Below are 23,769 nucleotides of genomic sequence, written 5' to 3'. Positions count from 1 at the left end.
CTTTTATGATAACGGCCCTATTGGCTTTTCTTCAACTCTTTTTCCTTTATTGTTATATTTCCATTCTTCCGTTCGACTATCAACCTTATCAACACCTTCAAACTTTTTTGTTTCATCATTCCAAATATAGCCTCTGTAAATATCGGCATTAACAGTTTTACTTCCAATTCGATATTTAGGTTGTCCTGTCGCATCATCAATAACAGGTTGACCATTAGCATCAAAAACAGGGACATAATGAGTTATAATACTTGTTATTTGAACATACAACCCACTTCCCCAATCTTTTTTAATATCCCCTTTTTGAGGTTCTCCAAATCCGAATGAATTTATCCATGAATCTGGATCACCAGTAAAAAGGCCTGAAAACATGCCGACATTGCCCAACATATTTAATGCTCCTCCAGCAATACCTCGAATTTTAGCGCCTCTAGGAGACGCTCCTTTTGTTACGTAGGGATGCAATTCACTAAATGCATCTCTGTGTAATTTTTCGGGGATTGCCGCTGCAAGTTCCCCACCTTCAATATGATGATGTATTAATCTCTCCCCTAAATATTTCGTCGCTGCCGGATTATGTTTTATCCATTGCGCATCAACAACAGGGTTCCTATTAATTTTAATCTTGATTTTATTGGCTTCACTGAACATTTCCGGATTGGCAGCAAGCTGTTGCTTAAAAAACCAGTTAGCGTTTCTTGGCACTCCAGCTGCGTTAGTTCCTCTTGCTGGCGCAGGAGTCATATTAATCAAAGGCTGGCCAGACCAATACTTTGCCATGTTGTCATATGTCTCCTCTCCATCTAGATCTATAAATCTAACAGGGCAGTTTCCTGCATATTGATATGGGGTATAAAATGGGAATGTACCAGTTAAGGGATCAACACTCAAAAACCTGCCTAACCTCGGATCATAAATCCTCATCCCATAATCCTGCTGATTCCCCTCACCTTTCACATCATTATCATTCTCCTTCCCATTAAATCCAAACCTATACCCACCCAAATCCCACTTCCTGCCCGGCATCTGCATACCAAATGCATAATAATCCGTAGTATTCAGCAACTCAGCTTTGTAATACCCAACCTGTGTGGTATCTGTTAAAGAAACCACACCCAGTTTTTTATCACTGATTGTGCCAAGCACATTACCCAAGTGGTTGGAGAGTTCATAAGATATACGGCCTGTTATGAGACTATCCGCTAATGTCGTCGTCAAAGAACTTGTTACAATAGGTTGTGCCGGAATCAACCAGGAATAGTTGAATACACCGAGCCTGCTGCTTCCGTAAAGATACTGTTCATCCCAGAAAGTGGAGTCATTTCGTACCTTATATACGGCCATGGTGTTGCCGGTAGCATCGCGGACGTAAACTGTCTGCGTGCTGTCGCTGCCGGTTTTTACCTGTTTGTAAACGCGGTTGCCGCCTGCATCGTAATTGTATTTTATGGCGGTTGATGCTTTGGCAATGCTTCGGATCTTGCCGTAAACTGTCCATTGGATATTCTGTAAGCCTTCCGCATTATCGGAGATCAGGTTGCCCAAGCGGTCGTAAGTGTAATTCCCGGAAGACTGGTCATCGATATCTTCTGTGTAATTACCCGCTGCAACTGCATCACTTACATGAGTGAGTTTATTGCTGTTTGACTGGTAATGATATGTCAGGTCATCCATGGCCAGTGGGCGGCCGGCGGCGGTGGTTCCGTTGCGTTTGTTGGTGAGGATATTACCGTTGGCATCGTAAGTCAGAATCTCTGTGTAATCATTCATGCTTACAGGCGTCCAGCGGTTGCTGGTATCGAGGCCGCTGAATACGCGTTTGTCTGTTAAACGGTTCAGCTGATCATAGCCATAACGGTATAAGAGCGGTTGTGTTGTACCAGCAAGACTTACACTCATTGCGGAGATATTGCCATTGAACAATGAACCCTTACCTGCTCCACCTGCACCCGGCAATGCCGCAAATGGGATCTGCCCGTTTATACCGATCGGTTTGAAATCATTATGGTTGTAATGCAATGCAAACCCGAATACATCTTTGGAGATCCGGCTGCCGTTCTGCGCATCACCGCCCATATCACCTGTGATATTGGTTGCACCTTCGAGGTTCGTGGTATTCACACCTTTGAGCCAGCCCTGTAGTGTATATGCGTAATCAAGTCCCTGTACTTTATGGGTTCCCAGCTCCATTCTTGCGAGCGGGCCGTGGAGATAATAGCGGTATTCTGCATCGGTTGACCAGATCAGGCCATCACGGCTGCTGTATGCGGCTGTCAGGCGGTTTTCTGCATCATACCCATAACGGTAAATGAACTGATCTCCTTTACCCGGCTGGTAAATCACCTTATTCACTTTACCGCTCACCAGGTCATAATCGTAATTGATCTGTTTGATGCCGTTGTCACTATACGGACGCAGCTTGCCTATCTCCTGCCAGAGCGTTTTTACATTACCGTTGATATCGTAGGTGTAATGTGTTGCGTTATCATAATCCGCTGCAGCATCTTCCCTGAACAGCGTACTTACAACACGTTTGCGCAGGTTCTGCTGGTTATTGGTGATGCTGCTATGTGTGACTACAGATGTATTCACAACATCATACATCGTTTCAGTTACCTGGTAATCATGACCACTCGCCAGCCAGGTATTCAGCTGGGCAGTATCTAATGTGTTTATGGTATTGATATTCGGCGCGCCGATCTTCTCACCTACTTTCACGATACGACCTAACGAGTCATACCTTGTAAAGCTGTAACGGTTAGAAGCGCCGCCATTCAACGGATCGAGCTGTTCGTGATTCTGTGAGATCACAAGACGTCCCAGCCTGTCGTACCAGAACCTGCTGATGCTGGCATCCGGTGTTTCCTGCCAGGTTACCTGGTTCAGACTGTTGTATTGATAATAAGTCGGAAGGGTATGTGCCGGGAAGATGCCGGTACGGTTACGTGTCCAGGTCAGCGTATCCTTTACAGACCGACTGGTATCGTTGTTAAACCTGTCGATGATCTCGCCGGTGCCTTCATTTACAGGCGCCCAGAATACAAGTGCATCCTGTTTCGCAGGAACAAGACATGGGTTGGTGGCGTTTTGTCTTGCCTCCTGTACGGTCAGCGCCCGTTTGTAGAAACGCAGTTGTTTCAGGTGACCGGTGAGCATACCGAGACTGTCGCGGTTGTCTGCGCCTACATACAAGGAAACATGATTACTGTCTGCCGGGTCTGCATCCGTATTCCATGCAAAATATTGCGAATCGATGGTTACCGGCATTACATTGCCGTTCAGGATCATGGTGATGACGCCCGAAGTAGTATCCCTGTCGAGCGTTGCCACCAGGTGTTGCCAGCTGTTCAGCGGAATAAACCCTGTTACATTTCCTGTTTTTGCTTCGAAATAAGCGGTATCGCTCTGCTGTAACCTGAATACAAGTTTATTGTTCTCGAAGGTCAGCCTGTAACCACGGCGGGCGGTTGTATCGTAATAGCTGATCAGCGCCTGGTCGTTGTAGTTCTGCAGCCAGAGATAGGTTTCTATCGATGCACTTGCCGTATCGAAATTATAGATCGCTTTGTTATCGAAGGATTTGGCACCAGTGCCGCTGAAATTGATATCATCCGTGTACTTATAACAATCCACGCGGCCATACAACCTGTCTAACTGCACACTGTCTACCTGCGCAGTGGTAAGCAGTCGTACACCGGCCGGCGGTATCGTTTTCACAAGATTCGCTGCCTGGTCGTAATAATAAAGTGTATAATGATATTCATACAGCTCTGCCGACATCTTCAGATCTGCCTGGGCCGACATACATTTATTCAGGTATGCCTCCCTGAAATCCCTGCGTACCGAATCGATATAGTCGTTATACCTTAATCTCGCATTGAAAGCGGCAGTCTCGAACAACTGAGACATACAGGCATACCTGTCCTGTACATACTGTGGCGTAGCTGCCTCGTTATACAGTTTAGACGTACCGCCTTTTGCACACACACTGTCGAAATAATCCTGGTAATCGAAGTAACTCAGGCTGAAACCGAGTGTCTGGTTAAAGAAATTGGTCCGGAGCGTCATATAATCGTCGGTCCCCGGCATTGCCGCAGGGAATTTGGCTGCGAATGCAAGTTTCAGTGAATCTGCCGTTATGCAGTTAATGAAATTCCTCCTGCCAGGCATAAATGCTACCGGCAGTAGTGATTCATTATGCATGATATTGAAACAGCTTACGCAACTGCGTTCTATATCGTGCAGTTCTTCTTCGCTGATCACAAAGCCTTTACCGATCTCTTTGCGGAGGTACTGATAGAAGCTGCCCGTAAATCCTGATGAGGTGTAAGCAGCCCTGAATCTCGATACAACATTACAAATATCGTAGTCAGTTTCGATGATCGAATTCAGGTCCATCACCGGCTGACGGTTATACGGATACGCATCTGCCAGCATTTCAACAGCGCAGTTCGTGCTGATGCTGCCGCTTCCCATGATGCCTTTGATAGCCTGTTCCAGTGAATGATACGTAATACTTGCCGTATCCGGGGCGGTAGATGAGCCATGGTAGGCGCCTTCCACACAACCGGCTTTACATATTTTAATGAACTCTTTTTTGAGCTGATCAAGCAATAATGAATCGGTTACCGCATTGCCGGTATTGGCACAATTGTTCAGGAATGTAACCCAGGTTTCTGCTTTGGTTTCACAGGTTACACCGCATTGCGCAATAATTTTAGCTTTCTGAACAGCTGTCTGCTGCTGAGGATTGTTTGAGAGCGCTTCTGCAATAAATGATTCCGTATTGACATAACCCGGGAACCGGCGCACTTTGTCTTTGTATAGCGTTGCCAATGAATCTTCCGGACAATAAGAAGACGGATTACCCGTTACCGGTCTGTAACCATTATCATCTTTGATGTATACCCATGCATTGTAGAATACACAGGATGTTTCAGGGCCTGTGGTTACCACGAACATTGAATAGAACTGACCGTGACTATAACCTGACGGAACGGAAACAGGCGGCTGGTAACGCTGTCCGTAAGCCCTTTTTACATAGTAGGAAACACCGGGCCTGTCGTATGCATTATAGATCACATTATCTGCACAATTGCTGATACAGTTTGTAGGTGGCACAAAATAAGTGGTGTCTATATTGCCGATATAGGTTGTTGTATCGCCCGGTATGGGTGTAAGGTCACACGGAATTTCGTCTATCTGCACCTCATGTATCGGGCCAGGGAATAATCCGGGAACATTACCCGTAGCTGAATTGTTGAAAATAACCGACAAATAAGCCAGATCATTCACATCAGGCCCGTAGCTGATCACAACCTGGATGGTCATATCGAGCGGTGTATCTTCCTTGTGATGGATCACAATCCCGAACATGCCATCGCCTGCATCTTCCACAAAATATTCAAAATCGTCCCTGGTAAGACATTCAGGCAAATGACTGCCAGGCCCGGAAAGTGTATCATTACCTCTTGCGCCACCGAGTCCTGCAAGATCATTACCGATATAACAATTACGGCAGTCCTTGAAATCCGGGTCGGCAAGGCGCGCTTTTTCGTAGAATACCTCTTTCAGGTTGAAATATTGCTGTTTGTAAAACTCCCACTCCCGGGTCATGGATCGACAGGAGTCATCGATGCGGCAATTGGCATCCCATGGCGATGCTTCATTCTTGCAATACATCACCATATAAGTAAACTGCAGGATATTCTTATCAGGGAGCGAATAACCCACCATCGTCCTTGAAAAGAATTCCAGGTTATCACGCATCAGCTTGAAATAGGTACTGTCATTACCCCGCAATGCCGGATCGAAGAACGGGTCCTTCTTCAGCAACGCGAGGTAATCCGTTTTGCTGAAATAGCCATTTGCAATCGCACTATCTCCGATATTCACAGCTTCTTTTACATAATCATCAAATGCATATGAATTACTGATTGCCGGACGCTGTGTACACCACAGGTAATAGCAATATTCAGGATGGAAACGTGCAAGCGAATCGGCCCAGCTCGCTTTCCAGTGTATGATGAAATCCTGTAACGACAACTGGTTTACAGCCACACGCGCAGAATCTTCACCGAGGATATTGTAAAACACCACAGTGTCCGGCCGGCCGAATTCATCAGGGAAGCTTTGTACAGTGCTGAATTTCGACAACACATTAATCACCGAAGGATTCAGCAACTGGTATGTGGTATCATTATACAAGGCATACTGGCCTCCCGGCGTTACGTCCATTTTGATCACATTCAGTTTCTGATCGCATGGGCTTACCATACAGTTACCGGCAACGCGTTTCTGCTGGCATTTAGCCAGTTCATCTTTATAAAGCTGGTCGAGATACAGTGAATCATCGTTAATAAACGTCAGAGCATCCTGTCTGTACAAGCGTTTAAACCTGTCAATGAATTCCTTTTGTGTTCCCAGGTCTTCCAGGCAGGTTGCGCAATTATTGAAGCAGTTCGAAATATCCATCTTGCGCAACTCCTCCGAAAGGAAGCTGCTCAGTTTGCGGATATTGGTATTATCAGCAAGATTCAGACTATCGTAATAAGCCAGCGCATTTTTACTGATCACCAGTTCATAACTCACATGGTATTCGCCGATAGAATCGATCTTTGTGGTGAATGTATCTGTGATCACCTGCGGAATGCTGCAGGCAGGGTCGAATACAAGTCCGGCTGGTTTCGTTTCACTGTTTTTAACCACGCCGCAATTATCCTTCACTTCTATTTTCAGATCATAATAGCAGGTTGCGCAAAGCGTGAACTGGTTGTTCGCACCGTGAAGGATCTTCAGTTGTTCAGGATAAAGGTTATACCTGAAGCCATAATTCCCTGTAACGGCTGCAGTAAATGTTGCAGAAGCTGAAAGACTATAGCTTGTTACATCCGAAACAAAATCTTCGGTCTTGATCAGGTCGTTCCTCACCGTTGTTGAAGCGCCTGTTGCAGAAGTAAGTGCCCCAAGGCTGTCCGGCGCTTTTCCTGCGAGTGCGGTAGCAACCGTTTTACCGCCTGCATTAATATAGCTTACACTGATCTGTCCGTTCGGATCTACTACCATATTTTTCAGGTAATGACTTGCATTCCCTGCTTCACTGCCAAATAAACGATCAAGTTCGGTCTGGGTTGGCTTTCCATAAAAATAGCGGGTCTCATGACCGGATCCCAACTGGAAGGTTGGTCCTACTCCACCCTGCGCGGCGATGCGCCCGGTATTATCTGGCGTGTATGCAGTAACGGCAATCGGATACCCCTGTGCATCCGGGATAAAACTATTCCAGCTATCCTGGTTGAGGAATGGGTTGGATGAAGAATAATAACCTGATGCACCTGAATTGACAGACAATGCACCCGCACCGATACCACAGTTTGCACCATACTGAAAATCGGCAAAGCTATACGTAGCATTACTGCTGTTCCTGTTAAACGAAGGATAATACCTGAGAATATTATTTGCCGTAGAAACGGGTGCTGGTAAGATTGATGCAGCTGCACGGCCTTCCGGGTCGTAAATCGTTTCCTGCACTACCGGAACCTGGTTGGTATTATCAAGCGTAACTGCCTGCCGGTCGCGCAGTGAACCGTCGAAATAACGAATCACTTCTTTCCGCTTGCCGTCTTCTGCAAATGAGGCTGCATACTGCCAGTTGAGGTTCGACTGGTGCCAGGTGATTGCTTTATATGTTGCCTGCGTTGTGCCGCCTACCGTTTGTGTTCCTTTATAATTCCATGTTCCCTCATATCGGATCCCGTCAGGCTGGTGTACCTGAACACCTCTGATCCGGTAGATCAGATAACCGCTGTTATAGGCAAGGTTGAAAAGATGTGAACTTCCGCTGGTTGTAATACGTGATGCATTGTTTCGGAAGATGCGTGCGAGGAAAGCACTGTCTACTGTAACAAGACTGTTCCTGATAGAATCTGCTGTACGGCTTAAACTGTCGATCACCGTCCATTCAAGATCAAATTCTTCTGCACCCGGATAATTGGCTGGTGTCCACAGTACCTGTAACTGACCCGGGTTCACGATCTGGAAAAGAGAGATATCAGGACTGTAATCCTGGAATTCATACTGCCTGTCGATAACCGTTTTACCCGTCAGCCGGAAAATGGCAGGAATGGATGCACCGAATTCGGGACTTGTGATGCTGTTGATCTCTACACGGAACTTGTGTGCATTACGGAATTTATATAATGCCGTTCCTTTGTATTTGCCGCCCTGCGTGGTATCAAAGCGTATAGTCAGATTGATCGTTTGCGGGGTACCTGATTCCAGCGTGGTGTCACTTTTCGTATTATAGGTATGGATAGTGACATTTAAAGTTGCTGAAAATGGCTTACCGTAAAAATAAAGCGAGGTGTCAACATTCAGTTCAAAACTAATGTAGTTGTTTACAGAAATGTGCGTGAGCTTCGCCCAGTCACCTGATGAAAAATTCCGGAATTTCTCGTCCGTTACGGTCAGCACATTACCTGCGGAAACAGCAGAAGAACGTAATTCATTAAAGAATGTTTCTTCCGCAGCAAAAACGCCGGTGCTTTTTACCAGTAGCAGTAAAACAAAAAGCAGTATATGTTTTAGTCGCAGCATATTGTGCAGTACCGTTAATATTATTGAATATTATTTATCACCCTGTAACCTTCGAATCTTTTATCAACACCTTTCAGTTGCTTTTTTTTGATGGTGAAGTAACTATCAGGTCCGTTTTTTACCTGCTCGGCTGTAAGTTTTTCGAGCGGTTTGTATTCGAGTTCGAGGCTTTCAGATACTGTTTTGATCGACAATCCCTGCAGCAGGGAGGAATCGGGCATTTTTTCACCGTCAGGATCCTGTTCTATATGCGGCATACCCAGCCGAACGGAGATAACCATACCTGTAGACGCATCGTATACCAGTTGCATGCCGGTCATAGTACCGTTGGTGAAATTATCGGATGACAACATTTTCTGTCCTTTCTGGTTCTGTTTTACTTCCAGCGAAAAACCGTTATCTGTAAAAAGCTTCTTCAGCATACCAAGATCAAATCCAACGCCGGATGCTATAACATTAGGAGGATTGATCGCTGCATATTGCTGGTCATGATCAATGATGGCCTGCCACTGGCGTGTATTTACCATTTCGGTTCCTTCTATACGATATAGCATTGTTGCATTGTCGTAATAAGCTGTTGTAAAGGTTCGTTCTTCCAGCAATGCATCGTTTTCACTGAGCAGCAAAGCGCGCACCTGCTGTGTGTAAGGCATGGCATTTTTCATGTACTGCGTTACCAGGTCCAGCTCCTGCCAGGGATCTGCATTAAGCGGATGCCATATTTCTGCAGCAGCTTTTTTCTTTTCCGGTTTCTTTTTTACTGCAAATACCAGGATCGTTGCCAGCGAAAGCACGAGCAGTACAAGCAGTGAACGTATCATTTTAGTTTTCCTGGGTAGGGGCATAATCTATTGTTTCCTGTATGATGATCTGGTTTCTTTAATGGTTACTATTCCCTTTTCCGTTTCTTTCTTTACCCGGATCAATGTCCCTTCATTATCGTATTCGTAGAAAGTAGCAAAATTGTTCTCGTCCATTTCCGCCATCAGTCGCTGACTGACAGGGTCATAGGCATAAGATTTCATCTGACCGTCAAATGGCATAATCCGCATATCATCTATCCAGACAGTACCGCTCGGGTTAATGTTAAACGTAAAGAAATCCGAAGCCGGCATAACGAATGGCACTTCTACCCGCTTCCAGCCTTCCACAACCGGCCATTTCATCAGGTTGTTGATCATCGTGGCGCCATTCACCGATATGGTTGTATTGCTCGTTGCCGTTCTGGGTGATGCATCTTTCAGCCAGAAGCTGATCACGTATTTCTTGCCGGGTTCCGGCGTAAAGCCATGGCTCCAGGTTGTAGCAGTATTGAGCAGATACATACCTGTTGTATTATTGATAGTGTACTGCGGCCCTGATGGTATTTTATTCGTGGTATTGCGTGTAAGGCTTAGAGTAGACGACAACCTGAGACTTGTATAACCACTATGCGCTACAGCATTGTCGAGTGCGATGCTGCTGCTGAATGCCTGTTTGATATTAAAGTGATTGTAGGTGCAGGCATTGGCGCGACAATCGAGGCTGAAGGAATAATCTTCGAATCCATCATACTGCAGCTCGCTGTACCTGGCATTGGACGAAACAGCTACCGGCCTCGAGTCCATATACCCGAACAATACGCTGCTGTAACGATTCAGCGGATCCCGTTCTTCGATCGGGCTTCCTTTCACGTCGAATGCGATTACCTCATTTTTCTGTACCCACTTACTGATCACGCCCGGATTATTGTACGGAGCACCTGTTGCAGTCCATTTGCCGCCAACATATTGCCAGAATGGAACGATATCCGTATAAGCGCCGGCGTATCGGGTATTGGTAGAAAGCTGTACCGCAGGATCGCCCTGAACCGTTTCCCTTTCTGCATGGAAAGCATAACTTGTTTTAGCACGCCAGTTACCTAAATGCCCTGCCACATAAGGATTATATCTCTTATCGAGGTATACGGTGCTTCTGCACACACTTCCGGTGGCGGTTGTAACCAGGCTGTAATTTTCAGGGCAGCTCTCATTTCCACCGTTGAACTGCTGGCCGATCATATCTTTTGTGGAGAATATCACATTCAGACCGCAATAGTTGGTGGCGGAAGCAATTTCAGTTGCTGTGTTATTGTAAATCTCAGCACCCATACTCGCAAGGTAGCTGGTATTAAAGCCTTCAATATTTATAACATGCGTTCCTGCAGTAAGCGTGATCGGATAAATATTCCAATACCTGAAATTCTCAACGCTGTCGGTCGTTCTTTCCACAATAGTAACCCCATCTATCTTAAACCTGAACCTGTTGTCTGAAGCAATGCCCAGATAGTAAGTATTAGTCGCAGGCACTGCTACCACTTTTGAAAACCCGATCCATTTACCGTAAGGCAACCTGTTTCTTTCGCCATCGGCCCCCTGACAGGTCCAGATACCGGTTCTGTCTAACGGTCCGCAATAGGTATTGGCCCTTTCTGTTGGCGTGGTAGCACAACTGCCGGTACCAATATCCTGCTGAATACTGATTTTTGCAGCAGATCCGGTCTTCAAATTGCTCAGCGAATCACGTATAGATGAAGACTTCAATGACTTTGCAGCTGATTTGTAAGGTCCGGTCTCGAATAATTGCTGCGAGCCGGAAGATCGTCCGTATATACCCGATCCTTCACTGCAGATTCCACAATTGCTCCCGCTGATCCAGAAACTATTACTGTAGGATATCACTGAATAAGCCCCGCCACCACCTGTTGTGTAACCTGGCTCGAAAATCCTGGTTCCATAGGAAGAGTAACTTGCATCATGATCACCCGCACAGATCGTTGTACATGGAATGGGCGAACCTGATGTAGTTACTGTTGTGTCTTTCTGGCAATAAGTGCCGTCATCGGAAGATACGTAGCCTTCAGGACAGGTGAGGCAACCCGGCTGGGGTACTTTCCAGTCCTGTGAATATTCCTGAGCCTCTGTTGCCAGGATTTTGGTTGCGGTCTGAATATTCAGTTTATTGCCGATGATCGGGTTCTGCAGACTTACATAAGAACATAATGGTGCCGATAGCGTATTCCTGGTACCGGTCCTCAGTATTTTACCATCGATATTCGCACTGGCCAGCGGCGCACCGTTACGATCGATCAGTGAAAAATGGCTTAATGTATAGATTACCCAGTAACGCTGGCCTGAATTCAGATCTCCGATCTCGTCTCCTGCATGCAGGAACTGGAACAGGAGACTGTTGGTAATTTCACCATTAGCGTTGGTGGATATCCCGGTAAGATAGGTTCCGTCATTTTTATACGACTGTCCCATCGCTTCATAAGCCCAGTTGGCGGGGAGATTAAGATTATAGACAGGATCATCGTATTCGTTCTGCGTTTTGGTCATCAGCACATCACCTGTAAGTCCATCCCACAGCATATTCTCCGTTGTGATATAAGATCCGCTTTCCATTTTCCGCACTTTCTGTAATACAGCAGATGTGTGGATCAGTTTAACCGTAGCAGCAGAATGATATCCCCGATCCTGGTAATTCTGGCCTATGCCGGGGAAAAAGAAAGGAATTGAGATCCAGCTGATACCAAAGCCTCCGAAGCTAACCTGGGCTTTATAACCCTCATTCTTTGAAATCGACTCCCGCATATCGGAGAATACCTCGATATCTTTTCCGATCACTCCATCTTTTACTGTAGCATCCGGCATAAGCAGTCTGACCCTGTTATCGAGTTTACCATTTTCATCGTTCGGATTCAGGGTTTTGTAATAATATTCAGTAGAAGCGATCTTCGCCCCGGCCAGATTATACACCATCATTGATTTCGGCTTCCCGTGCATATCATTATTCTCGACTCTGAATCCCTGCGACAGGCCGATATTATCAACCACTTTAGCAAGCAGGATACTGATCAGTTTCGATGTTCCGGTCTTTGTTTTGTCGAGCGGCAGTATATCCACTTTTGTAGGATAATCCTTGGCAGTGTAGAATTCATGAATCACTTCACCAGTCCGGCTCTGGGTTTCACCGGAACCGATATTGCGTACCGACACCCGGCTGTACCCTACTTCCGGCGCCGGGTACAGGCTTTCTGCTATCGGCTCTTCGATATAATAGTAATTATCCAGCTGCAGGATCACATTACTTCTGTAAAAGATCGGTTGGTGAAAAGGATTCTCTTCTCCGCCTAATATCGGTTCGTAAGAAGCAACCCCGCTTGAAATCACTAGGTCATTTCCCTGGTTATCCTTAATGGTTTTGGTATAGCTGTATTCTTGTGTGTATACAGCTGTTTTTGCATCGGAAACACCTGACAGCTCTTTCCATGCATCATTAACCTGTATTGTTTTTACCCGTAACCCGCCACCTATTTTTTTGTAGTCTGGCGACTGAAGTCTTACATATGATTTATTGAGATCGATACTGTTCCCATATCTTCTTTCTAGAGCAATGCGGCCGTATGAATTGGGCATCAGCTCTTTCAGGTTATTGATCGTATAGGCCATAGACTCGATCAGTTTTTTCAGATCACTTCCATCGCCCTCCAGATTTTCATATCCCGGGTATGCATATTTAGGCAGGTTCGATTTGAGGAATTGCCATGCGGTATGTGTCATGGGATTTACAGGGTTATCCAGTCCTTCCACCGATTCTTTTTCCACCCCGATAGCTACGCGCGTACTGTTGATCATTCTTGCGCCCTTTATCCTGGCATATCCCGGCACGAATTCATAATGCCCGGCCGAATCAAGTTTGGTAAAAAATTTAAAGAACAGGAATTTCTCACCATCGAGATAGCGACTCATGAATTCATTGGCATTACTGACTGGCACAGGCAGATCAACATATACTTCATCTGCATTCACCATATTCCAGCGGTTGGCATCATTGCCTCCTGCAGATCCGATACCGCGCACTTTGAACATTTGCATAGCGCGTTTGTTCTGCACATATGCGTAGTCATCCGCTTCGTATTGGACGTCTATACTTCCGCCTGTTGGCAGATTAATGCGTTTCAGCTGCCAGCGCGCAACAAAAGCATCTGAAACGGCCTTATTCTGGATGGTATACGGAAATTCTGAATTATTTAGTCCACCCGGATTTGCAGCTGCGTCTTTATACACCCCCCACCTGTCGTACTGCCTGTGGTTGAAATTAGTCACCGCAACACTGTCGGCATTGTATTCAAAAGAATACGGGTGCAACATACCTGTCTCGTTTCTTCCATAAGTGAAATAAACCTTTTTTAATGTAAGCTTGCCGGTATTACTTACAGCATTCGGCATACCAGGCATCAATGAATAGGAATATTCAAAATGAACCGTCTTGATGGGTGTCAGTTTAGCCGTATCAATTACATTCCCTGTTGTATGTGCATAAATATCTGATTTGGAGTACAGCCTGATCTCTTTAAGCCGTTTCAGCTTACCGGTTGTATTTACCGCACCAGCAACATCATTTACACCTAATCCGTCCAGCCTGTCTTCAATAATGAACTGCGCCACCATGGTCTTGGATTCGATGGAGTGCATATACCAGAGCTCTTTTGTACCGTATACATAGCTGGCTTTATCGTCCAGCTTGTCACTGAGCATTCCTTCGTGGTAGTTGGCCATTCCGGAACCATAAGGTGTACGCCAGTTATAGTTATAGGACAACTTATGATAATTGAATTTAACGGCAGTTCCCCTGTCATCGTCCGTAATACCGTCACCTTTAACGTCTATATAGTCGTTGGATAATATCGCTGTAAGCAGGTAAGATGTTGCATAGGCCGGAAGCGTTTGCCTGCTGTAGTGCCTTTCTCTCGTTCCGCTGAGCTGGGCATTTATCCTGGGCCAGGTTGATGCAGGATAAGACGGTACCGAATACCCGATCAGTCCTGTTGAACGTTTGGTGGTATCACTCTTGATATTAAACGTTACTTCTTCCTGGGAAATATTATAAACAGGGATGCCATACACTGTTCTTGAACCATCATTACCCGTAACGGTCACTTCCGATATATGATTTGTTTTACGATAAGCCCCTACACGCTGCACCACACCCACAGAACTGGTATTACAATTACCAACGATCAGTTTGTTCATCGCGTAGTTAGGAATGATCTTATTCATCGCATGAAGGCTGGCTTCGGCTGCCGTGAGATAACTCATCGGCTGATTTCTCGGTTCGCGTTCGGGTCTTTCGAGGCTGGAAACCGGCGTTTCGAGACCAAAATTCCCTTTGGTTCTGAAAGATTTATGTGATGCCACTGTATAGCGGTCCATACCTATGGCAATTGTGGAGTCACCTCCGATCCTGGCAGCATAAGTATCATTAACAACAACAGGCTCTCCTATTCTTTTGAAATAGGCTTTTTCCTTAAGTGTATTTTCCCTCGACTGCGTTGAGAAATCACCTACTTCCAGGAAACGGTTATTGGTTTTCCATTTATTGGTGCTGTTGCTTGAGCTTTGAAAGAACAGATCGGCGCCACCATCCCAGCCCAATCCTGCACCAAATTCAACCCCGATCGTACCATCCATACCGTTATTGGATACGGAAGGGTCAAAGAAAACACCGTGCCCGCTCCTGGCAATTTTGTATTGCCCGCCTCCTGCCTGACTCGAGGCCACGAAAAGATCATTGGTTGGTATCGGAACCGGAAGATATTGCACTTCTGCTGCGTAAGGAATATCTTTTTCACGGTTAAAATCCATCAGTGCCTGTGCATCATCTTTACCTTTTTCGGCGTACATCAATCCATATGCATTCAGGGTTCGTATTTTATCGCCTTCACCAATGAATTGCTTGTTATAATAACCGGTTGTTCCCCAGCCCACAAAGAACGGCCCAGCCTGCGGTCCCAGGCTTGCACTTGCCGAAAAAGACAAATTGGTAGCCGGCACTTCGATAGTAGGTGTATAGGTGGGTGACGCAAATGAAGTAAAAGAACTGAAGATATCTCTGTTCTTTCGAACCTCTTTATTTCTCTTATTTGTTTTTGTAGTGTTATATCCAACTCCGAAAGTCATGCCCTGCAGACCAGCGCGTGAATTATACGGGAAGCCGGCAGAAAGGGAAAGTTCAGTGTTCGCTTTATCCATTTGCTTCCTGACAACAGAGAAATTCACATTTGCAGAAGCTCCGTTCATAGAAGAGGAAGACAATCCAAAAGATGCGCCGAAACTGGTCAGAGATGAAGTATCGCCCTTTTTTACCCCGGAAACACTTGAGTTATTTGTATTCAATGGTGTCGCAGCAATATCTCCAAGAGAAATACCTGTATTGAATCCTAACTTGGTGCCAATACCCCTGTAATTATTGTATTCCACACCTACGGTGAGAGAGGGAGATCCTTTTGGGATACCCAGGAAATCTCCCTTCATCGTTACAGAAATCCCCTTGGTAATATTAGCACGATAATCTGTTTCTTTCTGTACTTTATCACTACCGTTGAAATCATCGGGCAACCCCCGGAGTTGCCTGTTCAATGCACCGGGAGTGATATTCCAGCCAAGTCCAACCCAGCTGGCTTCGTCATCAAGAGTGGCATCGGCTTGATAGGAAAGATTAACAGGATAGCCATCCACATCCAGCAGCGGAATATTATATGAAAAATCGCCGGTGAAAGGATCTACCATATCAGACGCGCTTACCGGCGTGAAAGCCTGCATTTCAGGTTGTGAAGGTCCTGATGTAAGCGCATAAGATACAGCCGGCATAAATTGCTCTATAGAAAACAGCAACAGGAATATCGCTGCTGTTATCTTTTTTCTCTTGTCAATGTTCCTGCTTACAAGCATAATGTCCTAGTTTCTTTCAATATTGAATACCCTGGTTTTCAGTCCAAGGAATCTATCTGTGTATTTAACGGCTCTTTTACCAGTGACTTTCCCGGCATCTTCGAAATACATGATGTATATAAGCCTTTCATCCGAACCATAATTCACTTTCTCTGCTGCAAAAGGGGCCAGTTCTTTATCATCCTGTTGCAGCGTGAAACAGTTTCCAAGTTCCTTATCCGCCTGCCTGATCGTCTTTTCATTTTTCAGGTTACCGGAAAGTCTCAATTCAACTTTCACGCATACAACACCCGGGTTACAATCCAGGTTCCTCTTAACCGATATCTCCGTTTCATCCGCTTCCACTTTCGATTTGCAGGCCATCATTGAGAAAAGCATGCAGACCAGTATTCCAAAAGTTATTGATCTAATGCTCAACATTGCCTCCTTTGTATATAAAGCTCAGGTACATTTTCTTCCCGTTACCAAGCTGAACAGTCAAGAGATACTGGTGCTCGTAAACCAGCCCGCGGATATCTTCCAGGTCAAGCTCATAACTATTGAAACCTCCCTGCATCTTCAGTACAGGCAGCTTTTTCAGTTCTTTATCTTTCAGGGTAAGATCACTGATGGTGTAATTCACTGCCATCGGTCCGTAGGGATTGTAGAAGCTGAAGCGTAACCAGCGGTGTGCAAGGTAAGAGCCTGCATCGCGGCTGTCTTTCAGTTCACGATAGCCATCCTGGTCGGGTTTTGCCGTATCTGTTTCACAGGCAACGCTGTATTCCCAGATATCCGAACGCGTAACGATCATTTTTGCATTGGTGGCCAGAACCTGCCATGCATATTTCTTCCCCTGCTCTAATGCAGGTGCCAGGGCAGGATAGTTCAACATGGTTGTACGGATATTATTCTGCGCAATGATTGGCGGGTTATATGCAAGCGCTTCTGCACGCGATTGCTGTGGTTTTATTTCCGCAAGGGTAAGAATGTAAGTGATTCCCGGCTGTACCGGCATAGATGGCTGCCACAAAAAGTTAGGTCTTGTATTGCAGGATGCTTCCTTGTCATAAGGGTTGATCAGCACCATAGGTGTACTTCTTTCCAGCGTAGTGTTGAAGCAGTTTTCGAAGAAATCTACCGGTATGGTCTGTGCCTTGATCGCTTTTACATTCAGTTCGAAACAGTATTCATAATCGCCGTCGGCAAAATTTCTTGTCTGCGATAATGCATAACCTGCCTGGCTGCCTGAAAATGAAAATGCACTCCTGTTGAAAACATCTGGCGGCAACACATTGGTTCCGGTATGAAGGGTGAAAGCCGGCATCGTCACTTTCAACAGCTGCCCCTGTTTCGCTTCTCGCACGCTGATCACCAGTTTGGCTTCCAGGTCGAATGCATAACGGTTGGTCATGATCACTTTACCGAGCCTGTTCACCGATGTACCATCCAGTGCCGGGTTGAAGCTGATCATAACCTGGGCCTCTGCTTTTACGGAAAGCAGCAGGATCAGGAAAAATATGTAGCGTAAGTTCTTCATGAATTAAAAAATTAAATAACGAACCGTAATATCCGACCGCAGGTTCTGTACCGGCAGATCCTGCTGCACTTTCAGGTTACTGGCTGCATCAATCGAAAAATTAATATCCAGTTTCTTATTGATCTGACCGCCGATACCCTGCTTAAATACAATCTGCGAATACCAGCCCTGCACGGCATTGTAATTGCAGGCAGTTGTTAACCTCAGTACCCTGAATGCCTCGTATACGATACCCGCTTCCGTTAACATGGAACTGTTCAGGTACGGCACTGCGCCGTTATTGAATGCATAATTGAAATTCGTATTCACATAGAACTGTTTGCTGCCCTGCGTTACAGAATGCATGGTAGTCAGTTGCATGGTTTTGTAATGTTCATCAGCCAGTCCCGCAAAAGTTGTTTGCGTAGAGAGATAGGCAAGATTAATGAAATGCTGCACCTGTAACCTGCTGATCTTTGTACGGATGTTCAGGTCTGCCGCGATCCTGTCGGTAACGACTTTGTTCTGTACACTACCGTCTTCCTGCAGTGATGCACTGTAAGCCGGCTGGTACTTCAGGGCGATGTAATTTCCTTTTTTAAATTTCCAGCGCACGTCTATCGTGTTGGAGAAATTATTCACATACCTTCCCGTACTGCCAAATCCATAGGTCTTGAACCTGTTTTTTACCCTGATCACCAGTTTACGGTTAAAGAATGATTTATCGATACTGTTAAATACTTCTTTGCTTCCTGATAAAAAATAACTGTTCCCCGGATTATTATAACCATCGCCGCCATATTTAAAACCGAACTCATGCGCCAGATCGATGGATGGAAATTCATTGCTGTATTCTGCCGAAAGACCGAGGTTGCTGAAGAAATTTTCCGTGTTGAGTATTTGTCCGCCCGGGCGGCCGTCTTTAGGATCTCCCTGCGATTGGGCAGCAGATTTGGACACTTCTGTAAGCAGGCTACCTTTACTGCCCAGCTTCATTTTACGACTAACGGTAAAAACCAGGTTTCGCGCTACCTGTCCCGAAAGTGGCGACAGCATATTGGTACCGCTCGCATCCGAAGAAGTAGCAAAAGACATCAGCGTAACACGCGAGAACTGGTCCGAACCTGCTGCACCTTTACCAAAACTGACCCCGGCCATACTGGCGGCAGTGTTCATAAGACTGCCGCTTGCCATCGACCTTTCGGCAACCGAATAGAGTTCCTGCATTTTGCCCATGGTGGCAGAGAAGGCTTTATTGTTCTGTCCCAGTGTTTCGAGGCTGAAACCGCTCGTACGCAGCGACTGGCTCAATGTCACCGGACTGATATTATCGCCGCCGGTACCGGTATTGAGTTTGTTGATACTTAAGAATAAACGTTCCAGTTTCTGTAAAGGCAGTTTATCCTTTGCAAGTTTTGAAAGCACTGCGGGGTCCTCAAGGATCTGTTTAAGCTGCATATCCTTTTCCAGTTCCATTTTCCTGATCGTCTTTACCAGGCCGCTCTCATCCCACTTCTTCCGGTATTTCAGGATCACCTGTACAACACGTTGCAAGGTCTTTGTTTCGTCAGCCTGTTTCAGCGCTTTGTTATAGGCAAGCGAATCGATCTGTTCATGATTATTCAGCTGTATCTGCATGTTAGTGATCAGCTGCTCGTTTGCAGCAAGTGCAGCGGCAGCAGTATCGCCTAATATTTTCCGGGTAAAATAAGCAGGATCACCTTTCATGATCTCATCCCAGTTGCCAAGTTGCTTAAGTTTACCGGTTACATTGCTTCCATAGCCACTCACAGATTTAATAAGATCCGCCTGTAATTCTTTCAGGGCAATATCTTTCAGGTTCTGAATAGCTGCAAGCCTTTCACTGACGAGGCTGGATGGATTGAAGGAAGACCTGATCCTGTCCGTAATATTTTTCTGAAACAGTTCACGATTGAAGTTAACCGATGGCGCGCTCAGTGAACCAGGCAAGGGCCAGCCGTTCATGCGCTGGTATTGATATTGTGCAGTCAGCGGCACCCCGCCGATCATTGCAGTAAAACGTGTAGTTGCATCCTGGAAATAGGTAGCAGAGCGGTAAAATGTTGTAGTATCAGTTGTATTATTTTTCTGTGAAGTGTACTGTACAAAAAGACTGTCGATACGTATGAGCGACTTTATTGATAATTCTTTTCTGAGCTTATTAACCGGGTCGGCAAGCATGCCATTTACAGATGAAGCTGAAGTAGCCGGCAGAAGCATTTTACGCGAAACACTGCTGCTGTCACGGTTTTGCGCAAACAAGCAGGCATGCAAAAATATTGCACCCAGTGTGGTAGTAGTTAGTTTCAGTTTCAAGAACCCGAATGTTTAGGCCGTCAAGATAAAAGAAAACATTTCTAAAAAAAATATTTTATATCATAAAAAAAAATAGTTTATTCACACTGTTTTTACTTTTTGAAAAAAATCTCTTTGATGAAAAAACTAACTGCCATCGCATTATGCGTATTGCCTGCATGTGTATTTGCACAATTCTCCAACAAGTCTGCAGGTAAAGTTCCTGCAAAGGATACCATTGCTAACACTGTTGATCTTAAACTTCACTTAAGCAGCGATACAGCAAAAGCAAAAATTGTCCTGTTTGCAAAGGGCGACACAGATCGTTTTCTGAGTTGGACAGATGGCTATATAGTGACCAAATCTTACAAATTATCAAACGGCCAGGTAGCCGGAACGGTGGGGAATCTCGCTTATACGTTGAAATGGGAATTGATCAGACCGGAAGATGTGTATGATGTGAAAGTGACTGAACAGCCCAATAAATAATAAACAACTCCTGTCCGATTAAACTCATTTTCCTTAACCGCTCATTACCCGCTATGAGAAAGTATTTTGTACAGACCCTTCTGCTCCTTTTGTTGCTGCCGGCATTTTCCTATGCCCAGTTCACACATAAGATCAAGGCCGACAGTGTACGGATCTACAACGACTCCTGCAATGCAGAACTGATATTGGAGAACAGCACAAGAAATGTAAGCGGTTTCCTGTTCAACACGGGCAACGGGCGTACACAGTTTAAAAAAGCTGTGGTTAAGCTGAACGACAGCAGTTTTATTATCGGAAGTGATACACTGATCGTAAAATATACGGACACCGGATTACTGAATAGCCTATATGTTCCTTATACAGGTGCGATCAAAAATGTTGATCTGGGTACAAATTATACGCGTGGCCTCGCCTTCAGTGCCTATACCAGCACCGGAGACTCTGTAAGGTTGCAACCAGCATCAATCGTAAGATTCTTCCCTGGTGGTGCTGCAAGAGCGCTCGTATGGCGTTCTGCATCATCAGGAATTTACCAGACTTTTATCCAGAATAAGGGGGCGAATTATACATTGGCGGATAGTGCAGATGTAGAATTAAGAGTGAAATATACAGACACTGCAGTGATGTTAAAAGACCGCGTAAATAATGCAACCAATACTTCACTTATCAGAAGCGGAAGCGGGCCGTATACATTAGGTTTAAATTTAGCAAAAGCAAATATATGGACGGCAACCCAGAGTATTGACAATGGCGCCGGCTACAATACAACCCTTAATGCCGGATTGATTAATGCCACAAATAGTAATGACGGATCCGGTATATATTTAAGCCCATACGACATTGCCATTAACAGCGGGCTTAGTTCAAATTTTTTTATGACTCTTAATAGCGACAGCATCTCCTATATATCTTATGGCAACGCCTACACCTTGAATATTGCGCCAAATAGCATATCGGACAACCGATTTATTAGGTGGCCAGATTTCTCTGGAACTGTTGCACTAAACGAATACACGCTCCAAAAAACAGACACAACATTATCCTCCTCTTTAACAACTCCGTCTTTTGTAAGAAATGATACTACAAATTACCAGGCGGGCGGATTTAAGTTCGGGATTGGCAGTAGAGGTATTATTGACTCTTTTTTTACAAGTTATGTTCAGGCACGAAATATTTCAGGAAATGGATATACGGCACTCAGAACTGCCGGGCTGCTAAGAACTTTTGAAACGGGAGAATTTACAACCTTGGGGTTTGCGAAACCCACATCTGCAGCGAACGTACGCATTCAGGGCAAAACACATACTATAGCAGATAGTGCGGATGTAGAATTGAGGGTAAAATATAGAGATACATCTCTGGGTGCATCACTCGCTAACCCTAATTTCATCCGTAATGACACAACAAACTATCAGGTAGGCGGCTTCAAGTTCGGACTTGGCAGCAGGGGGTATATGGACTCTATCTATGTAACAGCAGTTAATGCAAGAAATTCCAATGCCGGGTCTACTATACTTAGACCTGTTGGTTTATACAGAAAGTTCCCGAGTGGTGTTTTTTCCAATTTTTATTTCCGGGAGCCGGCTACCAACGTTGGAATTGTTGTTCAGGGCAAAGCACATACATTGGCAGACAGTGCAGATGTGGAGTTGAGAGTAAAATACACGGACACATCTTCCATGCTTTCCGGATATGCGAGGTCCGGAAATATTTCGTCATTATTTACCGACAGTTCAGGGTATATAATTCCAGCAACAGCATCGAGGAAAATAGTATTATCTGATACATTCACAATCAAATCAATCGGAACAACTCCGTCTTTTAAAGTAGACAACAGAGGATTTTCAAGCGGATTCGCGCATAGGGCAATTTTTGGAACAGATACTCTGGTAATAGCACCATCTGGGATAGAGAGGCGATACAGCAACAGTGGAGGTGTTAATGCTTTCAGGTATAGCCGTATTCAGTTCAGGCAGCCGGATACAGATAATACCTCTAACTGGTTCGTACAAAAAAGGCCGGGAGGTAATTATGCTTTCGCAGATAGTGCAGATGTTGAGTTAAGAGTAAAATATACGGATACAGCCGCGATGTTAAGCGGGTACCAAAGAGCGGGTACAGCCGGCCCCGCAAGCGATTGGGTCAAAACGAATAATTACCTGTCGCCTGTAGTAAGCGGAACGCATCTTAAGTTAACGGGCAATAAATTGATATTTACAACCTCGGGCACAATTACATCTGCAAATGGGTTAACCCTATATGACACAACGGGGGGGAATGTAAAATTAATTTCCTCCAATTCAAGTTTCAGTAATTCGACCGGTATAGATATCGGAGGGTTTGCTCCAGGTATATTAAGCCGCACTATTAGCTTTATTACTGCCACCAATGCGGGTAGTAATTCCAGGTGGATCATTGACAGTACCGGTTTATTCCCTGCCGGCCTTGATGGCTATTATGATATAGGCTCATCATATAAAGTAGATGCAAATGCTCCCCGCAGGGTAAGAAAAGTGCTGGCTACTGACACAATACGAGGTGGCAGAATGATTTCTACTACTTTAATGACCGGTGGCCCGGTGTACTCAAACACAAACGGTGAATTAACAAACACAGTTCCTTCAGGATATGTTCCGCAAGCGAAGGTCGTTGAAGTGTCAGGAACCACACAACAAATGCTGGCCAACATTATTTATATACCACATAATACATCTTTAACAACATTTACAATTCCGTTAGATGCCAATGCTCCAATGGGCAGCCAGGTACAGATTATAGGGGAAGGGTCTGGCGGATGGAAGCTTGCGCAAAATGCCAATGATTATATTGTTGGGGCAGGCGGGGTTGCTACAACCGCTGGCACAAGCGGGTATATACAAGCTACAGATGCTAATTGCACGTTAACATTGTTCAAAACAGCGACCAATAAATGGACAATAACAGCATCACAAGGAACATTGACGTTCAATTAGAGCCAATATCATGATTAATACTCTGTACTATTAATTAAAAACAATTGTACAGACTTAGAGCTGCGAGTATGGCCCGGATATTGGGATTACCCTCCTAGTCACTAACTGTGAACAACTCGAAATGATACACATTGCCAGATGTTTAATT

The 23,769-nt window shown here is 45.1% G+C and carries 8 protein-coding genes; 2 read left to right on the top strand and 6 right to left on the bottom strand.

Annotation, left to right across the window (positions count from 1 at the left end):
- Positions 1 to 3: 3 nt before the first annotated feature.
- The 6 genes from B5D42_RS11770 to B5D42_RS11745 all read right to left on the bottom strand — a co-directional run bounded on the left by B5D42_RS11770 (position 4) and on the right by B5D42_RS11745 (position 20,181).
- Positions 4 to 8,595, bottom strand: coding sequence for an RHS repeat-associated core domain-containing protein (locus B5D42_RS11770; protein ID WP_078831710.1), 8,592 nt, complete (start codon positions 8,593 to 8,595; stop codon positions 4 to 6).
- A gap of 20 nt (positions 8,596 to 8,615) precedes the next feature.
- Positions 8,616 to 9,416 (bottom strand): hypothetical protein, encoded by an 801-nt coding sequence (locus B5D42_RS11765; protein WP_078831709.1) that lies wholly within the window; start codon positions 9,414 to 9,416, stop codon positions 8,616 to 8,618.
- A gap of 27 nt (positions 9,417 to 9,443) precedes the next feature.
- On the bottom strand, positions 9,444 to 16,265 hold the full coding sequence (locus B5D42_RS11760; RefSeq protein WP_139367125.1) for a carbohydrate binding domain-containing protein: 6,822 nt from the start codon (positions 16,263 to 16,265) through the stop codon (positions 9,444 to 9,446).
- A gap of 87 nt (positions 16,266 to 16,352) precedes the next feature.
- Complete coding sequence (locus B5D42_RS11755; protein ID WP_139367124.1) at positions 16,353 to 16,724, bottom strand: hypothetical protein; 372 nt, start codon at positions 16,722 to 16,724, stop codon at positions 16,353 to 16,355.
- 28 nt (positions 16,725 to 16,752) lie between these two features.
- Positions 16,753 to 17,865 (bottom strand): hypothetical protein, encoded by a 1,113-nt coding sequence (locus tag B5D42_RS11750; RefSeq protein ID WP_078831706.1) that lies wholly within the window; start codon positions 17,863 to 17,865, stop codon positions 16,753 to 16,755.
- A 3-nt stretch (positions 17,866 to 17,868) separates the two neighbouring features.
- The gene (locus B5D42_RS11745; protein WP_139367123.1) at positions 17,869 to 20,181 is read right to left on the bottom strand and encodes a hypothetical protein; all 2,313 of its coding nucleotides are present in this window, start codon (positions 20,179 to 20,181) and stop codon (positions 17,869 to 17,871) included.
- 117 nt (positions 20,182 to 20,298) lie between these two features.
- On the opposite strand from B5D42_RS11745, the gene B5D42_RS11740 reads away from it, so the two are divergent.
- The gene (locus B5D42_RS11740) at positions 20,299 to 20,649 is read left to right on the top strand and encodes a hypothetical protein (protein ID WP_078831704.1); all 351 of its coding nucleotides are present in this window, start codon (positions 20,299 to 20,301) and stop codon (positions 20,647 to 20,649) included.
- Positions 20,650 to 20,702: 53 nt separating this feature from the next.
- Positions 20,703 to 23,621: a hypothetical protein gene (locus tag B5D42_RS11735; protein WP_078831703.1), complete on the top strand. Its 2,919-nt coding sequence runs from the start codon at positions 20,703 to 20,705 to the stop codon at positions 23,619 to 23,621.
- Positions 23,622 to 23,769 lie beyond the last annotated feature (148 nt).

This window comes from Sediminibacterium ginsengisoli (genome assembly GCF_900167075.1).
Taxonomy (GTDB): Bacteria; Bacteroidota; Bacteroidia; order Chitinophagales; family Chitinophagaceae; genus Sediminibacterium; species Sediminibacterium ginsengisoli.
Note: the sequence above shows the minus strand (reverse complement) of the source record. Positions and strands in the feature narration are given on the sequence as shown.